Here is a 19,323-nt window from a genome sequence, read left to right as displayed (position 1 = left end):
CCGCGGATCGGTGTGCGCGGCCGCACTGCATTCGGGTGACGCCTGGACGAAGAGTAAAAAAGAGGTTTCGAGGCGAAAGCTTGACGGAACCTGTCCACGCGATCCCCGTTATTGGGGATGTGGCCCGGATCGACGCCTCTGGCAGTGTCCGGTACCGCACTCAAGCAGGCCGGCCATGCCCGTCTTCGAAGCCAAGAACCTGGACAGCGAGTTCGAAGGGCAGTCCCTGCTCGCTGCCATTCTGCACCCGACCCGCGCGGCGCAGACCCGGGCCCTGAGGCACGGTCGCAGGCGGGCGGAGCGCGCGGCGGCCCTGGCCGACCCGATGACGATCGAGCCGCGCTTCCCGATCGCGCCCGGCGAGCTGGCGCCGACCGGGTTCACGGGCCGCTGAGAGGCTCGGCCCGTCGCGCCGACGCCTACCAGGCCTGCGCGGTGACGAGGCCCTGCCGGGTCACCACCACCCATTCCCGTCCGTGGCGCTCGACGCCCTCGACGCGGCCGACGCCGGGGATGACGTCGCCGGGGGCGACCTCGACGAGGCGGCGCCGACGGTTCTCCAAGATCGCGGTGCCCTCGTAGACGTCGCGGAGGGCCCAGCCCTCGATCACCGGCGGCTTGTCGGACGCGGCCGGCTTCGGCTTGGGCTCGCTCACCTTGGCGTCCGCGACCTTGACCTCGGGCTTCGCCTCGACGGCGCGGGCGGGCTCCCCGATGCTCCCGGTCTGGGTCGGCTCCGTCTTCGCGGCGGCCGGCGTCGCGGCGGCGCGGCGGTCGAGCTGCGCGGCGAGGCCGCTGAGGCGGGTGTTGTGGTCGCGCTCGACCTGCTCGAGCCGCTCGCCGAGGGCCGAGATCTTGCCGTTCAGGCTCTTGTCGACCTGCGCCAGGCGCTCGCCGAGGGCGGTGCTCCGGCTCGCCGCCTCCTTCCGCGCGCCGTCGGTCGAGGCGCGCAGGTCGGCGAGGACGGTGTGGAGCTGCGCGATGTCGGCGGCGAGGCGCACGGTCTCGGTGCGGCCGGCATCGAGCGTCGTCTCCAGGGCCGCGAGCGCGTCGGGCCGGACGGAGGCCGGGCGGGAGAGCGCCATCACGCCCCCGCCCAGGAGGACACCGATCGCCAGGGTCGCGCCCGGGACCGCGAACCGTTTCGGATCGAGGCGCGACAGCGACGCCATCGTGAATCTCGCGGCGGCGGGCGAGGCCGCGGTCTCGTTCGCGGCTGCCGCGGCCTCGGTCTTGCCGGTCACCGCGGCCCTGAGCAGGTCGGCCGGAGAGACCCCCGGGGACCCGGCCTGCTTGGCTTCGATCTTCGTCATCGCCCCGAACTCCGCACGCGGCCTCGCGCTGCAAGCGTTCGTTAAGGACGTTTGTTTACGAAACCCTTACCGCGGTCTGACGGCTCAGGCCGCCAGCCCGCGCTTCTTCAGCAGCGGCTCGATGCTCGGCATCCGCCCGCGGAAGGCCGTGTAGGCCTCGCGCGGATCGCGCAGGTTGCCGGCCCCGTACACGAAGGTACGCAGCCGCTTCGCCGTCTCCGGATCGAAGATGTCGCCGGCCTCGCGGAACGCGTCGAAGGCGTCCGCGTCCAGCACTTCCGACCAGAGGTAGCTGTAGTATCCGGCGGCGTAGCCGTCCCCCGAGAAGATGTGGGCGAAGTGCGGCGTGCGGTGCCGCATGCTGATCTCGGCCGGCATGCTGATCCGCCGCAGGGCCTCGGCCTCGAAGGCGGGCACGTCGAGACCGCCCTCGCCCTCCGCCGAGAGGTGCAGCGTCATGTCGACGATCGCCGAGGCGGTGTACTCCACCGTGGCGAAGCCCTGATTGAAGGTCCGCGCGGCGAGCAGCTTCCTGAGCAGGGCGTCGGGCATGGGCTCGCCCGTGCGATGGTGGCGCGCGTGGGCGCGCAGGACCTCCGGTTGCTCGAGCCAGTGCTCGTAGAGCTGCGAGGGCAGCTCGACGAAGTCGCGCGACACCGCCGTCCCGGACAGGAGCGGGTAGGTCACGTCCGAGAGCAGCCCGTGCAGGGCGTGGCCGAACTCGTGGAACAGGGTGCGGGCGTCGTCGAACGACAGCAGCGTCGCCTCGCCGTCGGGCGCCTTGGCGAAGTTCATGACGTTGACGATGATCGGCGTGATCGGCCCGTTGAGGCGCTCCTGCGAGCGGAAGGCGCTCATCCAGGCGCCGGACCGCTTCGAGGCGCGGGCGAAATAGTCCCCCAGGAACAGGCCGACCTCGGACCCGTCGGGATTGCCGACCCGCCAGACCCGGACATCGGGATGGTAGCGCGGCACGTCGGAGAGTTCCGTGAAGGTCAGGCCAAACAGCCGGGCGGCCGTGTCGAACGCCGCCTGGATCATCCGCTCGAGGGGCAGGTACGCCTTGATCTCGCTCTCGTCGAGGTCGTGCTCGGCGCGCCGCACCTTCTCGGCGTAGTGCCGCCAATCGTGCGCCTGCAGGGCGAAGTTGTGGCCCTCCGCCTGGATCGTGGCCTGGAGGCGATCACGCTCCTCCGCCGCCCGCGCGCGGGCCGGCGTCCACACGTCCCGCAGCAGCCCGGTCGCCGCGTCCGGGCTCGCCGCCATCGTGTCGTCGAGGGCGAAATGCGCGAAGCTCTCGAAGCCGAGGAGCCGCGCGCGCTCGGCGCGCAGCCGGATGATCTCCGCGATGATCGCGCGGTTATCGGTCGCGCCGCCGTTCTCGCCGCGCCGGGTCCAGGCCGCGTAGGCGCGCTCGCGCAGGTCGCGCCGCGTCGAGCAGACCAGGAACGGCTCGATCAGCGAGCGGGACAGGGTGACGACGTGCCCGTCCAGGCCGCGCTCCCTCGCGGCGCTCTCGGTCGCGGCCCGCAGGAACGGCGGCAGGCCGGCCAGGTCCTCCTCGCCCTGCAGTGGCAGGATGAAGCTGCTCTCGTCGGCCAGGAGGTTCTGACTGAACGTCGTCCCGAGCTCCGACATGCGCGCCGCGATCTCGGCGATGCGGGCCTTGTCCTCGGGCCCGAGATCCGCCCCCGACCGGCGGAAGCGGATCCGGTACCGGTCGAGGACCCGCCGCTCCTCCGCACCGAGCCCCCCGGCGTCGATCGCCGAGATCCGGGCCCAGAGCTCGGGGTTGAGGTAGATGGCGCTCCCGTGCCGGGCGAGTTTGGGCCCGATCTCCCGCTCGATGGCTTGCAACTCCGGGTTGGTGTGGCTGCCGGTCAGATTGTAGAACACGCCGGCGACGCGCTCGAGGGCGAGGCCGGCCCGCTCCATCGCCGCGACGGTGTTGGCGAAGGTGGCCGGCGCGGTCTGGCCGGCGATGGCGCGGATCTCGGAATCGTGCGCGGCGAGCGCGGCCTCGAACGCGGGTCCGTAGTGCTCCGGCCGGATCCGCTCGAACGGCGGCAGGCCGTGCGGGGTGCTCCACTGCGCTTCGCGGAAGGGATTGTCCTGCGGCAGGCTCGGGAGCCCGGCATCAGCTGCGTCCGACATGCAGTCCTCAAATCTACGTCCACGCGACAGCGCGTTCGTCTGCGCCGCCGGTGCGCCGACATGGGGTGTGCCGGCGCGATCTGGAAGACAGTGGTCCGATCGGCGCGGCCGTCAACCGGGTCCGGGCGATCCGAATGACGTCTCGCTCGTTGTAGAGGCCAATGCCCACGCTTCGAGGCCCCATGCCGGGACGCAGCCTATCGACCCTCCGACCCGCGCTGGTTCTCGCGGGCGGTGCCCTCGCCGCGGGGCTCGCCTTCCCGGTATCGCCGGCCCGCGCCATCGAGGCGCCGGCGGCCACCGTGCCGACGCCCCCGCCCCTGCCGCCGGAGCGTCCCGAGGCGCTGAAGCCGCCCGTCGCCGATCCGGCGCCGCCGACGCCGCCCGCGCGGCCGCCGGAGCTGAAACCGGCCGTGGCTGAGCCGAGCAAGGAACCGGTCCGGGAGCCGTCGAGGGAGACCGGCCGCGAGAAGCCCTCGGACGCCGCTCAGGAAACCGGGAAGGACGCCGGGAAGGACGCCGGCAAGGACGCCGCCAGAGAGGCCGCCAGGCCGGAGATCCCGTCACCGCCGCCGGCACCGCCCGAGCGGCCGCCGGAGCTGTCGGGCGCGGCCGCCCTGGCCCTCAAGGTGACGCCGCCGGACGACAGCGCCTGCCGGACGCGCCTCAAGCGCCTCGGCGTCGACTTCGAGCCGCTGCCGCCGATCTCAGAAGGCCAGTGCACCGCGCCGCTGCCGCTCAAGGTGACGAAGTTCGCCGACGGCGTGGCCCTGCCGCAGGGCGCCACGCTGACTTGCCGGACCGCCGAGGCGCTGGCGCGCTGGGTCACCGAGGTTCAGGTCGAGGCCGAGCGGACGCTGAAGCATCCGGTGACCGCGCTCGAGCTCGGCGGCTCCTATGTCTGCCGCGGGCAGAACCACGACGTCGACGCCAAGCTCAGCGAGCACGCCTTCGCCAACGCCGCCGACATCATGGGCTTCGCCTTCGCGGGACGCGCGAATATCCCCGTGAAGGCGATGTCGGACGGTTCCGAAGAGGCACAGTTCCTCGGCGCGGTGCGCGCCAAGGCGTGCGGCTTCTTCCGCACCGTCCTCGGCCCGGGATCGAACGCCGCCCACGCCAATCATTTCCATCTCGACGAGCGCGAGCGCAACGCCGGTCACCGCTTGTGCCAGTAGAGCCGCGTGGAACGTTCCCGCAGATCCGGCATTTCTCGGCTCGGGAGCGCCTCCGCTCCCCGGAATGACGACGACGATGATCCCGAAACCTTGGCTGTCGGTCAGCGCGGCACTGCTGGCGAGTTGTCTGGCCGCGCACGGCGCGACGGCGCGGACCGGGAAAGGCCAGAAGGCCGAGCCGCCGGCGCTGACCGCCGAGGCGGTGAACGCCGCGACCCTGTCACAGACGGGCGCCGGGAAGACCGAGGGCTCGAAGCCGGACGCGAAGAAGCGTCGGGCCAAGTCGTCCGATGAGAAGGCCGATCCGCTGATCGTCAAAGCCCAGGTGCTGCTCGATCGCGCGCATTTCTATCCCGGCGCGATCGACGGTCGGAAAGGCGACAACTACCGGCACGCCCTCTCGGCCTTCGCGGTGGCTCAGGGATTGCCCGCCAGCGAGGATCTGACGCCCGAGATCTGGGACAAGCTCCAGGCGACCAGCGATAAGCCCGCGGTCACGGACTACACGCTCACCGAGAGCGACGCCGCGGGCCCCTATGTCGAGCGGATCCCGCCCAAGATGGAGGAGCAGGCCGAGCTCAAGACGCTGGGCTACACCAACCCCCGCGAGATGCTGGCCGAGCGGTTCCACATGAGCCGCGACCTCGTCAGCGCGCTCAATCCCGGCAAGCCCCTCGACAAGGCCGGCACCACCATCGCGGTGGCGGCGGTCGAGCCGATGGGGACGGACAAGCCGAAGGCCAAGGATCTGCCGCAGGAGCCGAAGGTCGAGCGCATCGAGGTGGACAAGACGAGCCGCGACGTTCGCGCGTTCGGCGCCGACGGAAAGCTCCTGGCCTACTATCCCGCGTCGATCGGCAGTTCCGAGAAGCCGGCACCGAGCGGCGAGACCAAGGTGAAGGGCGTCGCGTTCGACCCCGACTACACCTACAACCCGAAATACGCTTTCAAGGGCGTGAAAGCGCAGCACAAGTTCACCATCCAGTCGGGGCCCAACAATCCGGTCGGCCTGGTCTGGATCGATCTGGCGATTCCGAGCTACGGGATCCACGGGACGCCTGAGCCCGAGAAGGTCGGGAAGACCGAGTCTCACGGCTGCATCCGCCTGACGAACTGGAATGCCCGCGACCTCGCCGCGCATGTGACACGAGGTGCCAAGGTCAGCTTCAAGGACGACTGAGGTGATGCGCGGCGCGGCCCCGGGCCGCCCTCGCGGCGCCGTCAGCACAAAAATGTATCATCGGTTAACATACCGCCCGGTCTGGGTGTCGGAACGGGCCAGGAACGCTTGACACATTGCGCATTACGGGCGACGCCTCAGGTTGTCTCGCGGGCTGACCCTCGGGCCGCGTTCACCCTTCCGGACGCTGCTCACGCGGTGCGCAAGGCCTGACCAACCGCATGGCAAGATCCCCGGCGACGGGGGCATTCGAAGGGAAGACGGCCCGGCGTGATTGCTGACCCCAACGACGACGTCCTCAACGGCGTCCGTGTTCTCGTCGTCGAGGACGAGGCCGCGATCTCGATGCTGCTGGAGGACATGCTCCTCGATTTCGGCTGTGCCGTGGTCGGGCCGGCCGCGCGTCTCTCCTCGGCGCTCGAGATGGCGTCGCAGGAGGCGTTCGAGGTCGCCATTCTCGACGTGAACGTGGCGGGCGAGCCGATCTACCCGGTGGCCGAGGCCATCGCCAAGCGCGATCTGCCGCTGGTCTTCTCGACCGGCTACGGCGGCGCCGGCATCCGCGAGCCGTTCCGCGACAGGCCCGTGGTCCAGAAGCCGTTCAGCCAGGCCGACCTGAAGCGCACCCTGATCGGGGCGATCCGCGCGGCCCGCGACTGAGAGCGGGGCGTTCGCGCAGGCAGGCTGAGGTCCCCGCGTCAGAGCCCCTCGATCGTGAAGACCCGCTCGACATGGGCGGGCCAGGCCCGATGCCCGACGAACACGGCGTCGGCCCGGAACGTCGCTCCGGCGCACCAAGCATTGCGACCGATCCAGGCCCGGACCGCGCGGGAGAATCGCCGCCGCTTGGCGCCGTCGATCGCCTCCCGGGCATCGTCGCGCTTCGCCCGCGCCTTCACCTCCACGAAGACGACGGTGTTCCAGCGCCGGACGACGAGATCGATCTCGCCGCCCGCGACGCTGACGCGCCGCCCGATCGGCCAGTAGCCTTTCAGCATCAGCGCGGCGAGCGCCAACCACTCGGCCCGGTGGCCGAACCGATAGGCGGCGCGGCGCCGGCCGGCCCCGTCCGGCAGAGCCCCGGTCATCCCGGGTCCCGCGCCAGCGCCAGCGCGCGCGCGTAGACGAGGCGCCGCGGCTGCCCGGTCTCGTCGGACACGAGGCTGGCGGCATCCTTGATCGAGTGCCGCTCCAGGGCCGCCAGGATCAGGGCGTCGAGGGCGGCGTCCGTATCCGCGGTCCGCTCCGGCGCCGTCGCCGCACCGATGATCACCACGATCTCCCCCTTCGGCGGTCCTTCCTGGGCGAAGCGCGCGCTCAGGCTGCCCAGCGTATCGCGCCGGATGGTTTCGTAGAGCTTGGTCAGCTCGCGGGTCACGGCGGCGGGCCGCTCCGAACCGAGCACCGCGGCGGCGTCCGCCAGCATGTCGGGCAGGCGATGCGGCGACTCGAACAGGACCAGCGTGCCGGGAACCTGGAGCAGCGCCTCGAGGCGGTTGCGCCGCGCTCCGGCCTTCTGCGGCAGGAAGCCCTCGAAGAAGAAGCGATCGGTCGGCAGGCCCGCCGCGACCAGCGCCGTCATCACCGCGGATGGCCCCGGGACGGGCGTGATGGCGATCCCGGCCTCGATGGCGGCCTGGACCAGCTTGTAGCCGGGATCCGAGACGAGCGGGGTCCCGGCATCCGAGACCAGCGCCAGGGCCTCGCCGGCGCGCAGCCGCGCCACCATCCGCTCGCGCACCGCGTCGTTGGAATGCTCGTGATAGGCCAGGAGCGGCGTCGTGATCCCGTAATGCGCCAGCAGGTTCCGGGTGACGCGGGTGTCCTCGGCCAGGACCGCGTCGGCCGCCGCCAGGGTGGCCAGCGCCCGGATGGTGATGTCGCGCAGGTTCCCGATCGGGGTCGCCACGATGTGCAGGCCCGGGGACAGGGGCTCTGTCTCGCTCGCGAGCCCGAAGGCCGTGAAGGTCGTGCTGCGCGGCCGGTCGGGGGCGAGCTTCTGTGACGGAGCTCGGGTCGAGGCGGCGGGCCCCGGGTCGTCGAATCTGCGGGTCATCGCCGGCGATCTTGCCACACCCGCCGCCTCTCGTCGCGGCGGGGCCGCGCGACCGGGGGCAAGTCCGGGCCGCCGCGTTTACATTTGGGATCGTGCCGGTCAGGCTGCGGAGCCTGCCCGAAGGAGTACGCGCCATGGCGCGCCCGACAAGCGCGCGGGACCGTCTCGTGCGTGTCACCGCCCCGACCGCCGCGCTCTGCGCCGTCCTGCTGTCGCTCGGTGGCTGCATCGGCAGCGACCTCGCCCGGCGCGCGACCGGGCCGCAGGCCGAGCTGACCCCGCCGGCCGCCGTGCCGGGCGCGCCGGGCCCCGCGCCCACGCCGGCGCCGATGCCGGCCGCTGGCGGCGGCGGGCGCATCGGCGCGGGTTCGGTGAAGGTGGCCCTGGTGCTGCCGCTGACCGGCCAGGGTTCGACGGTGGGTGCCGCCATGCGCGACGCGGCGCAGCTCGCCTACGACGAGGCCCAGCAGCCCGACCTGACGCTCCTCGTCGAGGACGACCGGGGCAGTCCGGACGGCGCCCGGGAGGCGACCCAGGAAGCGCTGCGCCAGGGCGCCGAGATCGTCCTCGGCCCGCTCTTTGCCGGCAGCGTCCAGGCCGCCGCCGCCGTCGCCAGGACCGCCGGCAAGCCGGTGATCGGCTTCTCCACGGACGCGACCGTGGCGAACCCGGGCGTCTACCTGCTGAGCTTCCTGCCGCAGCCGGAGGTGGACCGCGTCATCGAGGACGCGGTCGCCGGCGGGAAGCGGTCCTTCGCGGCGCTGATCCCGGAGACGGCCTACGGCAACGCGGTCGAGGCGGAGTTCCGGGAGGTCGTCGCCCGGAAGGGCGCGCGGGTCGCCGCCGTCGAGCGCTACCCGGCGGGCGCGCCCGTCCCGGCGGTGGAGCGGCTCGCGCGGGTGATCGCCGGGCCCGGCGCCACCGCCGACGCGCTGTTCATCCCGGAGACCGCCGACGCGATGCCGACCGTGGCGGCCGCGCTGACGAAGGCGGGCTTCTCGCCGGCCCGGGTGCGCCCCCTCGGCACTGCCCTCTGGAACGAGCCGTCGCTCTTCGCGCTGCCCGCCCTGCAGGGCGGCCGCTTCGCCTCGCCGGACCGCGTCGGCTTCTCGAATTTCAGCGCGCGCTACCAGGCGCGGTTCGGCGCCGTCCCGCCCCGGGTGGCCTCCCTCGCCTACGACGCGGTGCTCCTCGCGGCGGCCCTGTCGCGGCGGTACGGCTCGCAGCGCTTCGCCGAGGCCACCCTGACCAACAGCCTGGGCTTCGCCGGCGTCGACGGGACGTTCCGGTTCCGGCCGGACGGTCAGAGCGACCGGTCCCTCGCGGTCTACGAGATCCGCAACAACGCCGCGACGCCCGTCAGCCCCGCGCCCCGGGTCCTCGCGAAGCCCGCGATCTGATCAGGCGGCGAGTTCGGCGACCAGCGCGTTCAGCACCGGCGCGCCGCGCGCCGTGGCGGCGATGCGGCCGCCGGGCAGCCGCTCCAGCAGGCCGTCCCCGATCAGCATGCCGATCCGGTTGCCGTTCAGCGGCCGTCCCTTGAGGGCCGCGTAGGTGTCGGGATCGATCCCCTCGCGCAGGCGCAGGCCCATCACCAGGAACTCGTCGGCCTGATCGGCTGCGGTGAGGATCTCGGTCTCGACGATCCCGTGGCCCTCGGCCTCGACCCGGGCGAGCCACGCCTCGGGCGATCGCTCCGTAACGGTTCCGAGCCGGCCCCCGGGCGTCACGAGCCGCCCGTGGGCGCCCGGACCGATGCCGGCATACTCGCCGTAGCGCCAGTAGAGCAGGTTGTGCCGCGATTCGGCGCCGGGCCGCGCGTGGTTCGAGATCTCGTACGCCGGAAGGCCGGCCTTCGCGCAGAGATCCTGGGTGACGTCGTAGAGGGCGCGGCCGACCTCGTCGTCCGGCGTCACCAGCTTGCCGGCGGCGGCGAGCCCGTGGAACGGTGTCCCGGGCTCGATGGTGAGCTGGTAGAGCGAGAGGTGCTCCGCGGCCCGCGCGAGCGCCTCGGCGAGCTCCGCCCGCCACAGCGCCGGCGTCTGGCCGGGCCGCGCGTAGATCAGGTCGAAGGAGGTCCGCGCGAAGGCCGACTGCGCCAGGGCGATCGCGTCCAGGGCCTGTGCCGTGTCGTGCAGGCGCCCCAGGGTCCGCAGCGAGGCATCGTCGAGGGCCTGGATGCCGAGCGACACACGGTTGACCCCGGCCGCGCGGTAGCCGTGGAAGCGGCCGGCCTCGACACTCGACGGGTTGGCCTCGAGGGTCACTTCCGCGTCCGGCGCGACCGCCCAGTGGGCCGCGACCGCGTCGAGCAGGCCGGCCACGGTCGCGGGCTGCATCAGCGAGGGCGTGCCGCCGCCGAGGAAGATGCTGGTGACGGTGCGGCCCGGCGTGCGGGCGGCATTGTGGGCGATCTCAGCGCGGAAGGCGGCGAGGAAGCGGGGCTCGTCCACGCCCGCGCGGCGGACGTGGCTGTTGAAGTCGCAGTACGGGCACTTCGCGGCGCAGAAGGGCCAGTGCAGGTAGATCCCGAAGCCCGCGTCGCGGGTCGGATGGTCCGGGCCGGTCGATGACATGATGGCGGGGATGTGAGCGCCCGCGCCCCGTTTGGCAAATCAGGCGCCGGGCGCGAGGCAGGCGCGGCTCAGCTCGACGAAGGCGCGGGCGCGGTGGGACAGGCCCCGCCCCTTCTGCCAGTCGACGCCGTGCTTCTCCTCGGCGGTCATCTCGCCGAAGGTGCGGTCGTGGCCGTCCGGCCGGAAGATCGGGTCGTAGCCGAAGCCCGCGGAGCCCTTCGCGGCGACGAGGTCGCCGAACACCCGTCCCTCGAACAGCTCGGTGTGTCCGTCCGGCCAGGCCAGCACCAGGGCGGACACGAAGTGCGCCCGGCGGTCGGCCGCGCCGCGCCGGTCGAGTTCGGCGAAGATCCGCGCCATCGCGCCGGCGAAGTCCTTGGTCGGGCCGGCCCAGCGGGCCGAGAAGATGCCCGGCGCCCCGTCGAGGGCGTCGACGCACAGGCCGGAATCGTCGGCGAAGGCCGGCAGTCCGGTGGCCTCGGCCGCAGCTTGCGCCTTGATGGCCGCGTTCTCGGCGAACAGGGTGCCGGTCTCGTCGGGCTCGGGCAGGCCGAGTTCGCCCGCCGACACCGCCTCGATTCCGAACGGCGCGAGCAGCTCGCGCATCTCGGTGAGTTTGCCGGCATTGTGCGTGGCGATCACCACCTTCCCGGTCAGACGGCGGCTCACGCGATGGCCTCCTTCTGCAGGGCGACCAGCCGCTCCGTGCCGGCGCGGGCGAGGCCGAGGAGTTCGAGGAGCTGTTCCTGCGTGAAGGGCTCCATCTCGGCGGTGCCCTGCACCTCGACGATGCCGCCCCGGCCCGTGAGCACGAAGTTGGCGTCGGTCTCGGCGGCCGAATCCTCGGCGTAGTCGAGGTCGAGAACCGGCGTGCCCTTGTACAGGCCGCACGAGACGGCGGCGACGTGGTCGCGCAGCGGATCGACGGAGATGATCGAGCGCGTCCGCATCCAGGCGAAGCAATCGTGCAGCGCCACCCAGGCGCCCGTGATCGCGGCCGTCCGGGTGCCGCCGTCGGCCTGGATCACGTCGCAGTCGATCGTGATCTGGCGCTCGCCCATGGCCGGCAGGTTGGTGACGGCGCGCAGCGACCGGCCGATCAGCCGCTGGATCTCCTGGGTCCGGCCCGACGGTTTCCCGGAACCGACCTCGCGGCGGGTGCGTTCGTGCGTCGCACGCGGGAGCATGGCGTACTCGGCCGTGACCCAGCCCTTGCCGGAACCGCGCAGCCACGGCGGCGCGCGCTCTTCCAGGGACGCGGTGCAGAGCACCCGGGTGTTGCCGAAACTGACGAGGCACGAGCCCTCGGCGTAGCGCGAGACCGCGCGCTCCAGGCTCACGGGCCGCAACTCGTCGGCGGCACGCTTGGAAGGCCGCATCGCGGGCCCCTTCTGTCGAGAGTGTCGAGGGCCGCGCTCTTAGGCCGCCGCGCAACCACGGGCAAGCATCGCCGTGCGGATTGATCCGCGCGGGACGGTTGGACATGATCGGACCACAGGATGACCTCGTGACACACCCCAGTCCCAACTTCCCGAACGGCCAGTCCATGCAGGCGCTCGCCGCCCTCAACGAGCGTGCCCGGGAGATCTTCCGGCAGATCGTCGAGAGCTACCTCACCACCGGCGAGCCGGTCGGGTCCCGGAACCTGGCGCGCATCCTCCCGATGGCGCTGTCGCCGGCCTCGATCCGCAACGTCATGGCGGATCTGGAGCATTCCGGCCTGATCTTCGCCCCGCACACGTCCGCAGGCCGCCTGCCGACGGAATTGGGCCTGCGCTTCTTCGTCGACGCGATGCTCGAGCTCGGCGACGTCAGCCAGGACGAGCAGGCGCGGATCGAGGCGCAGATGCGCGCCGCCGCCTCGGGCCACACGTTCGACTCGGCCCTGGCCGAGGCCTCGACCATGCTGTCCGGGGTCTCCCGGGGCGCCGGGGTCGTCCTGACCACGAAGGCGAACGTCAACCTGAAGCACATCGAGTTCGTGCGCCTCGATCCGGCCCGGGCCCTCGTCATCCTCGTCTCGGACGACGGCTCGGTGGAGAACCGCCTCGTGGACCTGCCGCCGGGCCTGCCGGCCGGCGCGCTCCAGGAGGCGACGAACTTCCTGAACGCGCGCCTGCAGGGCCGCACGCTCGGCACGCTCCGCGCCGAGATCGAGGCCGGCCGCAAGGCGATGAAGCGGGAGCTCGACGCGATCACCGAGCGCCTCGTCGATGCCGGGCTCGCCACGCCGGTCGGCCCGTCGGAGGCGCGCCAGCTGATCGTGCGCGGGCAGGCCAACCTGCTCGACGACCTGCGCGCGGTCGAGGACCTCGAGCGCATCCGCCTGCTGTTCAACGATCTGGAGACCCAGAAGGACGTGATCGATCTCCTGTCCCGCGCCGAGGGCGGCGAGGGCGTGCGGATCTTCATCGGCTCGGAGAACAAGCTGTTCTCGCTGTCGGGCTCCTCGCTGATCGCGGCGCCGTTCCGCGACGGTTCGCAGAAGATCGTCGGCGTCGTCGGCGTGATCGGTCCGACCCGGCTCAACTACGCGCGGATCGTGCCGATGGTCGACTACACGGCGCGCGTGGTGTCGAAGCTCCTGGACGGCGGGCGGTAGAGGGCACCGGGCAGAGGATCCGCCCGGCACACCGATCGTCCTGTGACCGCCCGCTCAGGCCGGGATCACGTCCACGATCTCGTAGGTGTCTGGATCGATGATCACGATATCGTCCCGCACGAGGATGAAGTCGTAACCTTCGTATTCCGGCACCAGCTCGATGATCGCCGGCGGCAGCCGGTGGAGGGTGATCGAGCGCGGGATCGCCGTGCCCACCGCCAGACCGAAGGCCACGTCCCGGAGCGGCGAGACACCCAGGCGCGTGATCGAGCTGCGGAACTCGGTCCGCTGACGGGTATCGAGGCGGCCGACAGCGCCGCGGACGGCGCCGCGGTCGCGGGCGCCGGCGCGGCCACCCCGTTCCGCGGCCGGACCGCGATCGCCGCGCGCGGGACCGGCCGCGTCGCGGTTGCCGCGCTCGGGACCGGCGCCGGGCTCGCGCCCACCCCGCTCGCCCCGGTCCCCGCGATCGCCGGCACCGGGATTCGCGGCCGGCCCGCCCCGGTCCGCCGGTCCGTTGCGCTCGGCCGCGCCGCCCGGACGGCCCGGCCCCTCGGTACCGCGACCGGCGGCGCCGCCCGGCTCGGCGCCGCGCGGGCCACCCTCGGCCCCGCCGGGACCGCGCATCGCCCCGCCCTCGGCCCCGCCGGCGCCACCCCGCATGCCGCCGCCCGCACCGCCGCCCGCACCGCCACCGGCCGGACCGGCGCCCGCACCGGCCGCGCCACCGGGACCGCCGGCGCCGCCGCCACCGGGTCCGGCCCCGCCGCCGCCCGGGCCGCCCTGCGCGAACGCCGTCGCCGCTCCGGCGACGACGAGGGCCGCCGCGACCGTGTCTCTCAGAATCCGCTTCATGGCTTCTCCTCCTGGGGTGGTCGGAGCGCCATCGACGCCCACGCCGGGCCGCAACGGGGCCTCGGGGCGAACCGTTCCGTCCCGCGGCACTGTGGACGCGCGGCCGGTGACACCCGCCCGCGCTGTCCTCGGCTAAGTCGGATCACGGTCTTGCGATCAGGCGCGTCACCTGTAACGTCGCGCCGCACGAAGAAGAGACCGGTTTCGGCCGGCATCAAGATTGATCCACGGAGACGCCATGTCCGCCTCTCGAGACGATACGATCGGTATCGCACCGAGTGCCCTCGATGATGCTGCGGACCGGAAGCGCCGGATCTGGGCGATCGTCGGATCGTCCTCGGGCAATCTCGTCGAGTGGTACGACTTCTACTGCTACGCGTTCTTCGCGCTCTACTTCGCGCCGGCCTTCTTCCCGAAGGGCGATTCCACCAGCCAGCTCCTGCAGACCGCCGGCATCTTCGCGGTGGGCTTCTTCATGCGCCCGATCGGCGGATGGCTGTTCGGGCGCATCGCCGACCGGGTCGGCCGCCGGACCTCGATGGTCATCTCGGTGCTGATGATGTGCTTCGGCTCGCTGCTGATCGGCATCCTGCCGACCTACGAGCATGTCGGCACGCTGGCGCCCGTGCTGCTGCTCCTCGCCCGCATGCTCCAGGGCCTGTCGGTCGGCGGCGAGTACGGCACTTCGGCCACCTACATGAGCGAGGTGGCGATCAAGGGCCGGCGCGGCTTCTTCGCCTCGTTCCAGTACGTCACGCTGATCGGCGGCCAGCTCCTCGCCTCGCTGGTCCTGGTGCTGCTGCAGACGGTAATGACCGGTCAGGAACTCACCGCGTGGGGCTGGCGCATCCCGTTCTTCATCGGCGCCGCGCTGGCGGTCGTCGCGCTCTATCTGCGGCGCTCGCTGGCCGAGACGAAGGACAGCAGCGACAAGGAGACCGCCGGCACCTTCTCGGCGCTGGCCAAGCACTGGCGGGCGTTCCTGGTCGTGGTCGCCTACACGGCCGGCGGCTCCCTGAGCTTCTACACCTTCACGACGTACATGCAGAAATACCTCGTCAACACCGCCGGCATGCCGAAGACCTCGGCGTCGCAGACGATGACGGCGGTGCTGTTCGTCTACATGATCATCCAGCCGCTCTTCGGCGCGCTCTCCGACAGGATCGGCCGGAAGGCCAACATGCTGCTCTACAGCGGCCTCGGCACGCTCATGGTGGTGCCGCTGATGACGGCTCTCGGGACCAACAAGGACCCCTACCTCGCCTTCGCGCTGATCTCCCTCGGCCTCGCGGTGGTGTCGTTCTACACGGGCATCAGCGGCATCGTGAAAGCGGAGCTGTTCCCCACCAACGTCCGCGCCCTCGGCGTCGGCCTGTCCTACGCGGTCGCCAACGCCACCTTCGGCGGCACCGCCGAGTTCGTCGCCCTGTGGTTCAAGGACAACGGCATGGAGAGCACGTTCTTCTGGTACGTGACTGTCCTGATGGCGGTCGCCTTCGTGGCCTCGCTGATCATGCCGAACCCCAAGGTCCACGGCTATCTCGACGGCGCCGGCACCGTCGAGGAGGCGCTGGGCAAGAAGCCCCGTCTCGCCCACGCCTGAACGAGGGCCGCCCGGCTGGACCGGGCCGGCCTTTCACGCTGATATGGCTCCCGCCGGGCGCGCCAGACGCCCGCGGGAGGACGCCATGTTCAGGAATGCCGCCGTCGGGGCGCTGGCCCTGCTCTGTCTCGCGACCGCAGCGCGCTCCGGGGCCGCCGAGCCGGGAACCGCCGACGCGCCGTTCAGGCCGACGCGGCCCGCGGGCTACCTCTTCGTCGGCGGCCGCTACGCCACGGCGGGCGGCAAGACGACGGCGTCCGGGCAGATGTTCGTGGAGTACCGCGCCCCGGAGCGGGTGACGCAGCCCTACCCGATCGTCCTGGTGCACGGCACCGCGCAGACCGGGACCAACTTCCTCGGCACCCCGGACGGGCGCCCGGGCTGGGCCGACCGCTTCGCCGCGAAGGGCTTCGCGGTCTACGTCGTCGACCAGGTCGGCCGCGGCCGCTCGGGCGGCGACCCGGACACCTACGGTCCCTACGCCCGCCTGCCCGCCGAGGATCTGGAGACGGTGTTCACCGGCCAGGAGCGCTTCGCGCTCTACCCGCAGGCGAAGCTTCACACGCAGTGGCCGGGCGGCGCGGGAGTCCGCGGCAACGCCGCCTTCGACCAGTTCTACCTCTCCCAGGTGCCCTACATCGCCAGCGCGCTGAAGAGCGAGGAACTGGTCGATCCGGCGCTGGTCGCGCTGCTCGAGACGATCGGCCCCGCGATCCTGCTGACGCACTCGCAGGCGGGCGTCTTCGGCTGGGCGGTCTCCGATCAGCGGCCCGACCTCGTGAAGGCGCACGTGGCCGTGGAGCCCAACGGACCGACCTTCTACGACATCCGCTTCAAGGGCGGCGCGGAGTGGTACGAGCGCGTCGGCGAGTCCCGGGCGCGGCCCTACGGCATCACCCGGGTGCCGCTGCACTTCGAGCCGCCGGTGAGCGGTCCGGCCGACTTGACGGTCGTCCAGGCCGAGAGCGCCGCCGCGCCCGACAAGATCCGCTGCTGGCTCCAGGCCGAGCCCGCGCGCCGGTTGCCGAACCTCGCCCGGGTCCCGGCGGTGATCGTCACCGCCGAGGCCTCGTTCCGGGCCACCATGGACGATTGCACGGCGGCCTTCCTGACCCAGGCCGGGGCGCGACCGGACCGGCTGGCGCTCGCCGAGCACGGCATCCGCGGCAACGGCCACATGATGATGCTGGAATCGAACAGCGACGCGGTGGCGGACGCGATCGTCGGCTGGATCCAGGGCCGGGTCCGGGCTCCGGCCCAGCCTTAACCCGCCGCTTACCGTGTCGCGGCGAGGGTGCCGCCGTCATCCGACGAGGGACTGCATGACCGACATGACCGACACCGTGGGCGTCGCGGGCGACCGCATCCGCTCGATCATCGAGCGCGTGGAACGGCTGGAGGAGGAGATCAAGGACCTGATGGAGGCCAAGAAGGAGGTCTTCGCCGAGGCCAAGGGCGAGGGTCTCGACGTGAAGGTGCTCAAGGAGATCCTGAAGATCCGCAAGCAGGACAAGGACGAGCGCGACGAGCAGGAGACGCTCCTCGACGTCTACCTGCGCGCCATGGACGCGCCGTCGCCGGCCCCGATCGCCGTCGCGGCCTGACACGCTCGACCGGGTGCGGCGCCGGGCGCCGCACCCCTCTCCGCGTATCGCAGCTAGGCCGCGAGGTAGGCGGCGATGTTGCGCCGGATCCGCTCCAGGGGATCCTCCGCCGGGTCCGGCAGGACGAAGCGCGCGCCGGTGATCGTCTCGTAGGCGCGGATGTAGACCGCGGCGGTCTCCAGGACGACCTCGGCCGGAATCTCCGGGATCGGGTCCTTGTAGGGGTCGCAGCGGGCGACGACCCAGTTGCGCACGAAGTCCTTGTCGAAGCTCTCCGGGGCCGAACCCGCGGCGAAGCGCTCGGGATAGCTCTGGGCGAACCAGTACCGGCTGCTGTCCGGCGTGTGGATCTCGTCGGCGAGGACGATCCGGCCTTCCGGATCCGTTCCGAACTCGTACTTCGTGTCGGCCAGGATCAGGCCGCGCTCCGCCGCCAGGGCCGTCCCGCGCGCGAACAGCGCCAGGGCCGCCTCGGACACGGTCCGCCACTGCGCGCGCGTCAGCAATCCGCGCTCGAGGATCTCCGCCTCGGTGAGCGGCTCGTCGTGGCCGCCGTCGAACGCCTTGGTGGTCGGCGTGATGATCGCCTCCGGCAGCCGCTGGTTCGGCCGCATCTCGTCGGGGAAGCGGTGGCCGTACATGTCCCGCTCGCCGGCGCGGTAGCGCGTCAGGATCGACGTCGATGTGGTGCCCGCGAGGTAGCCGCGCACCACCACCTCCACGGGTAGGATCTCGAGGCGCCGGCCGACCACCACGTTCGGGTCGGGATAGGCGATGACGTGGTTCGGGCAGAGGTCGGCGGTCTGCTCGAACCAGTAGCGGGCGGTCTGGGTCAGGACCTGGCCCTTGAACGGGATGGCCGCGAGCGCCCGGTCGAAGGCGCTGATCCGGTCCGAGGTGATGAGGATGCGCCGGCCGTCAGGGAGGTCGTAATTGTCCCGAACCTTGCCGCGGTAGTGCCGGGGCAACTCGGGCAGGGTCGCGTCGCGCAGGACCTGATGCGCGTGCGGGGCGAGATCTGCCGTGTTCATCGGGCTTTCCGTCAGGCTGAACGGCGACCGCGCCGTCGGACCTCTGTGCGCGGACGGGCCGGGAAATTCCAGTCCTGGCCCCCGCGAGGGCGCGCGGCGCCCGCCCTCGCCCTGGTCGGGCCCGCCCGGAACCCTACACTTACGCGGGGACCAACGACGGTGGATGACCGGCCGCAAGGCGCCGAACGCGTCTCCCGGACGGCCGAGGCGCGATGTACGAGACACCCCAACCGTCGGGCAGAGACCCGTTCCTACGCCGGATCGAGACGGTGGCCCTGTTCCGGCTGACCGACGCGGAGCGCGCCGCGCTCGCCACGATCCCCATGCAGGTCGCCCAGTTCGAGCCCAATCAGGACATCATCCGGGAGGGCGACCGCCCGTCCCGGAGCTTCGCGCTGCTCAGCGGGATCGCCTGCACCTACAAGTCGACCCGTGCGGGCAAGCGGCAGGTGATGAGCTACCATGTCCCCGGGGACGTGCCGGATTTCCAGAGCCTGTTCCTGGAGGTGCTCGACATCAACATCGCCACGGTGAGCGCCTGCCGCCTCGGCTTCGTCCAGCACGACGCGGTCCGTGCCATGCTGCGGGCACACCCGCGGCTCAACGAGGTGTTCTGGCGCGCGACGCTGATCGACGCCGCCATGGTCCGGGAGTGGATGCTCAATACCGGGCGCCGCGAAGCCTATGCCCGGATGGCCCACCTGTTCTGCGAGCTGGTGACGCGGCTCGGCGCGGTCGGGCTGGCGCCCGACCTGACCTGCGACCTGCCGATGACGCAGCCGGAACTCGCGGATGCCCTCGGCATCACGTCGGTCCACGTCAACCGCACGGTACGCGATCTGCGAGCCGCCGGCCTCATCGCGCTGCGGGGTCGCCGCCTCACCGTCAACGACTGGGCCGGGCTGCAGGAGGCGGCGGAGTTCGACCCGACCTACCTGCACCTGCGCGATGCGGAGACGCGCTGACGGGCACGCGCGCGCTGAGACCGCTCATCGTCGAGAAGGAGGCGTGTTCTCGGTCGCGGGCTCTATCGATCCGAGGATCGGGCGCTCAGCGAGCTGATGGTGCCCAGGGACGGAGTCGAACCGCCGACACTGCGATTTTCAGTCGCATGCTCTACCAACTGAGCTACCTGGGCGTCGTCCGCGCCGGTGTCGGCCTCGGACGTCGC

19 protein-coding genes and 1 tRNA gene are annotated in these 19,323 nt (G+C 71.9%); 10 read left to right on the top strand and 10 right to left on the bottom strand.

Annotated features, from left to right (window positions below; translation table 11 throughout):
• The first annotated feature begins 175 nt into the window (after nucleotides 1-175).
• Complete coding sequence (locus tag ACTJK8_RS16595; RefSeq protein ID WP_012319883.1) at nucleotides 176-394, top strand: hypothetical protein; 219 nt, start codon at nucleotides 176-178, stop codon at nucleotides 392-394.
• 25 nt (nucleotides 395-419) lie between these two features.
• Here the strand turns inward: ACTJK8_RS16595 and ACTJK8_RS16590 are convergent, their stop codons facing one another.
• A complete protein-coding gene (locus tag ACTJK8_RS16590; RefSeq protein WP_440762236.1) occupies nucleotides 420-1,313 on the bottom strand; it encodes a hypothetical protein in 894 nt (297 codons plus the stop codon).
• Between the two features lie 84 nt (nucleotides 1,314-1,397).
• A complete protein-coding gene (locus ACTJK8_RS16585) occupies nucleotides 1,398-3,467 on the bottom strand; it encodes a M3 family metallopeptidase (protein WP_029357541.1) in 2,070 nt (689 codons plus the stop codon).
• Between the two features lie 182 nt (nucleotides 3,468-3,649).
• Here ACTJK8_RS16585 and ACTJK8_RS16580 point away from each other — a divergent pair, with 182 nt between their 5' ends.
• From ACTJK8_RS16580 to ACTJK8_RS16570, 3 genes are all read left to right on the top strand, one after another.
• Nucleotides 3,650-4,645 carry an extensin family protein gene (locus ACTJK8_RS16580; RefSeq protein WP_440762235.1) on the top strand — a complete coding sequence of 332 codons (996 nt, stop codon included), beginning with the start codon at nucleotides 3,650-3,652 and terminating at the stop codon, nucleotides 4,643-4,645.
• Between the two features lie 76 nt (nucleotides 4,646-4,721).
• The gene (locus tag ACTJK8_RS16575; RefSeq protein WP_440762234.1) at nucleotides 4,722-5,825 is read left to right on the top strand and encodes a L,D-transpeptidase family protein; all 1,104 of its coding nucleotides are present in this window, start codon (nucleotides 4,722-4,724) and stop codon (nucleotides 5,823-5,825) included.
• Nucleotides 5,826-6,095: 270 nt separating this feature from the next.
• A complete protein-coding gene (locus tag ACTJK8_RS16570) occupies nucleotides 6,096-6,485 on the top strand; it encodes a response regulator (RefSeq protein ID WP_012319888.1) in 390 nt (129 codons plus the stop codon).
• 38 nt (nucleotides 6,486-6,523) lie between these two features.
• Here the strand turns inward: ACTJK8_RS16570 and ACTJK8_RS16565 are convergent, their stop codons facing one another.
• Together ACTJK8_RS16565 and rsmI are read right to left on the bottom strand one after the other, a co-directional pair.
• On the bottom strand, nucleotides 6,524-6,913 hold the full coding sequence (locus ACTJK8_RS16565) for a YraN family protein (protein ID WP_440762233.1): 390 nt from the start codon (nucleotides 6,911-6,913) through the stop codon (nucleotides 6,524-6,526).
• Nucleotides 6,910-7,881, bottom strand: a complete 972-nt coding sequence (gene rsmI / locus ACTJK8_RS16560; protein ID WP_012319890.1) for a 16S rRNA (cytidine(1402)-2'-O)-methyltransferase — start codon at nucleotides 7,879-7,881, stop codon at nucleotides 6,910-6,912. Before rsmI ends, ACTJK8_RS16565 begins: the two co-directional genes overlap by 4 nt.
• Before the next feature lie 134 nt (nucleotides 7,882-8,015).
• Here rsmI and ACTJK8_RS16555 point away from each other — a divergent pair, with 134 nt between their 5' ends.
• Nucleotides 8,016-9,281, top strand: coding sequence for a penicillin-binding protein activator (locus ACTJK8_RS16555; RefSeq protein ID WP_182178762.1), 1,266 nt, complete (start codon nucleotides 8,016-8,018; stop codon nucleotides 9,279-9,281).
• Here ACTJK8_RS16555 and hemW read toward each other — a convergent pair whose 3' ends face one another.
• Genes hemW through rph form a run of 3 tightly spaced genes read right to left on the bottom strand, consistent with a single transcriptional unit; the run spans nucleotide 9,282 to nucleotide 11,836 of the window.
• Nucleotides 9,282-10,457, bottom strand: a complete 1,176-nt coding sequence (hemW, locus tag ACTJK8_RS16550) for a radical SAM family heme chaperone HemW (RefSeq protein WP_058621180.1) — start codon at nucleotides 10,455-10,457, stop codon at nucleotides 9,282-9,284.
• 39 nt (nucleotides 10,458-10,496) lie between these two features.
• Complete coding sequence (gene rdgB / locus ACTJK8_RS16545) at nucleotides 10,497-11,126, bottom strand: RdgB/HAM1 family non-canonical purine NTP pyrophosphatase (protein ID WP_012319893.1); 630 nt, start codon at nucleotides 11,124-11,126, stop codon at nucleotides 10,497-10,499.
• Complete coding sequence (gene rph, locus ACTJK8_RS16540; protein WP_012319894.1) at nucleotides 11,123-11,836, bottom strand: ribonuclease PH; 714 nt, start codon at nucleotides 11,834-11,836, stop codon at nucleotides 11,123-11,125. The genes rdgB and rph overlap by 4 nt, the downstream gene beginning before the upstream one ends.
• A 167-nt stretch (nucleotides 11,837-12,003) precedes the next feature.
• On the opposite strand from rph, the gene hrcA reads away from it, so the two are divergent.
• Nucleotides 12,004-13,059: a heat-inducible transcriptional repressor HrcA gene (gene hrcA, locus ACTJK8_RS16535; RefSeq protein WP_085985315.1), complete on the top strand. Its 1,056-nt coding sequence runs from the start codon at nucleotides 12,004-12,006 to the stop codon at nucleotides 13,057-13,059.
• 54 nt (nucleotides 13,060-13,113) lie between these two features.
• Here hrcA and ACTJK8_RS16530 read toward each other — a convergent pair whose 3' ends face one another.
• Nucleotides 13,114-13,914, bottom strand: a complete 801-nt coding sequence (locus ACTJK8_RS16530; protein WP_012319896.1) for a DUF1236 domain-containing protein — start codon at nucleotides 13,912-13,914, stop codon at nucleotides 13,114-13,116.
• Nucleotides 13,915-14,152: 238 nt separating this feature from the next.
• Here ACTJK8_RS16530 and ACTJK8_RS16525 point away from each other — a divergent pair, with 238 nt between their 5' ends.
• The 3 genes from ACTJK8_RS16525 (at nucleotide 14,153) to ACTJK8_RS16515 (ending at nucleotide 17,121) form a co-directional block, all read left to right on the top strand.
• Nucleotides 14,153-15,517 (top strand): MFS family transporter, encoded by a 1,365-nt coding sequence (locus tag ACTJK8_RS16525; protein WP_012319897.1) that lies wholly within the window; start codon nucleotides 14,153-14,155, stop codon nucleotides 15,515-15,517.
• 85 nt (nucleotides 15,518-15,602) lie between these two features.
• Nucleotides 15,603-16,784: an alpha/beta hydrolase gene (locus ACTJK8_RS16520; RefSeq protein WP_012319898.1), complete on the top strand. Its 1,182-nt coding sequence runs from the start codon at nucleotides 15,603-15,605 to the stop codon at nucleotides 16,782-16,784.
• A gap of 55 nt (nucleotides 16,785-16,839) precedes the next feature.
• The gene (locus tag ACTJK8_RS16515; RefSeq protein WP_012319899.1) at nucleotides 16,840-17,121 is read left to right on the top strand and encodes a DUF2312 domain-containing protein; all 282 of its coding nucleotides are present in this window, start codon (nucleotides 16,840-16,842) and stop codon (nucleotides 17,119-17,121) included.
• A 53-nt stretch (nucleotides 17,122-17,174) separates the two neighbouring features.
• On the opposite strand, the gene ACTJK8_RS16510 is transcribed toward ACTJK8_RS16515, so the two are convergent.
• Nucleotides 17,175-18,152, bottom strand: coding sequence for a phosphoribosylaminoimidazolesuccinocarboxamide synthase (locus tag ACTJK8_RS16510; protein WP_012319900.1), 978 nt, complete (start codon nucleotides 18,150-18,152; stop codon nucleotides 17,175-17,177).
• Between the two features lie 212 nt (nucleotides 18,153-18,364).
• On the opposite strand from ACTJK8_RS16510, the gene ACTJK8_RS16505 reads away from it, so the two are divergent.
• The gene (locus ACTJK8_RS16505; protein WP_012319901.1) at nucleotides 18,365-19,117 is read left to right on the top strand and encodes a Crp/Fnr family transcriptional regulator; all 753 of its coding nucleotides are present in this window, start codon (nucleotides 18,365-18,367) and stop codon (nucleotides 19,115-19,117) included.
• Nucleotides 19,118-19,214: 97 nt separating this feature from the next.
• Here ACTJK8_RS16505 and ACTJK8_RS16500 read toward each other — a convergent pair.
• Nucleotides 19,215-19,290 (bottom strand) — tRNA-Phe (locus tag ACTJK8_RS16500).
• Nucleotides 19,291-19,323: the final 33 nt, after the last annotated feature.

The organism is Methylobacterium sp. 22177 (genome assembly GCF_052045615.1).
Lineage (GTDB): Bacteria > Pseudomonadota > Alphaproteobacteria > Rhizobiales > Beijerinckiaceae > Methylobacterium > Methylobacterium radiotolerans.
Note: the sequence above shows the minus strand (reverse complement) of the source record. Positions and strands in the feature narration are given on the sequence as shown.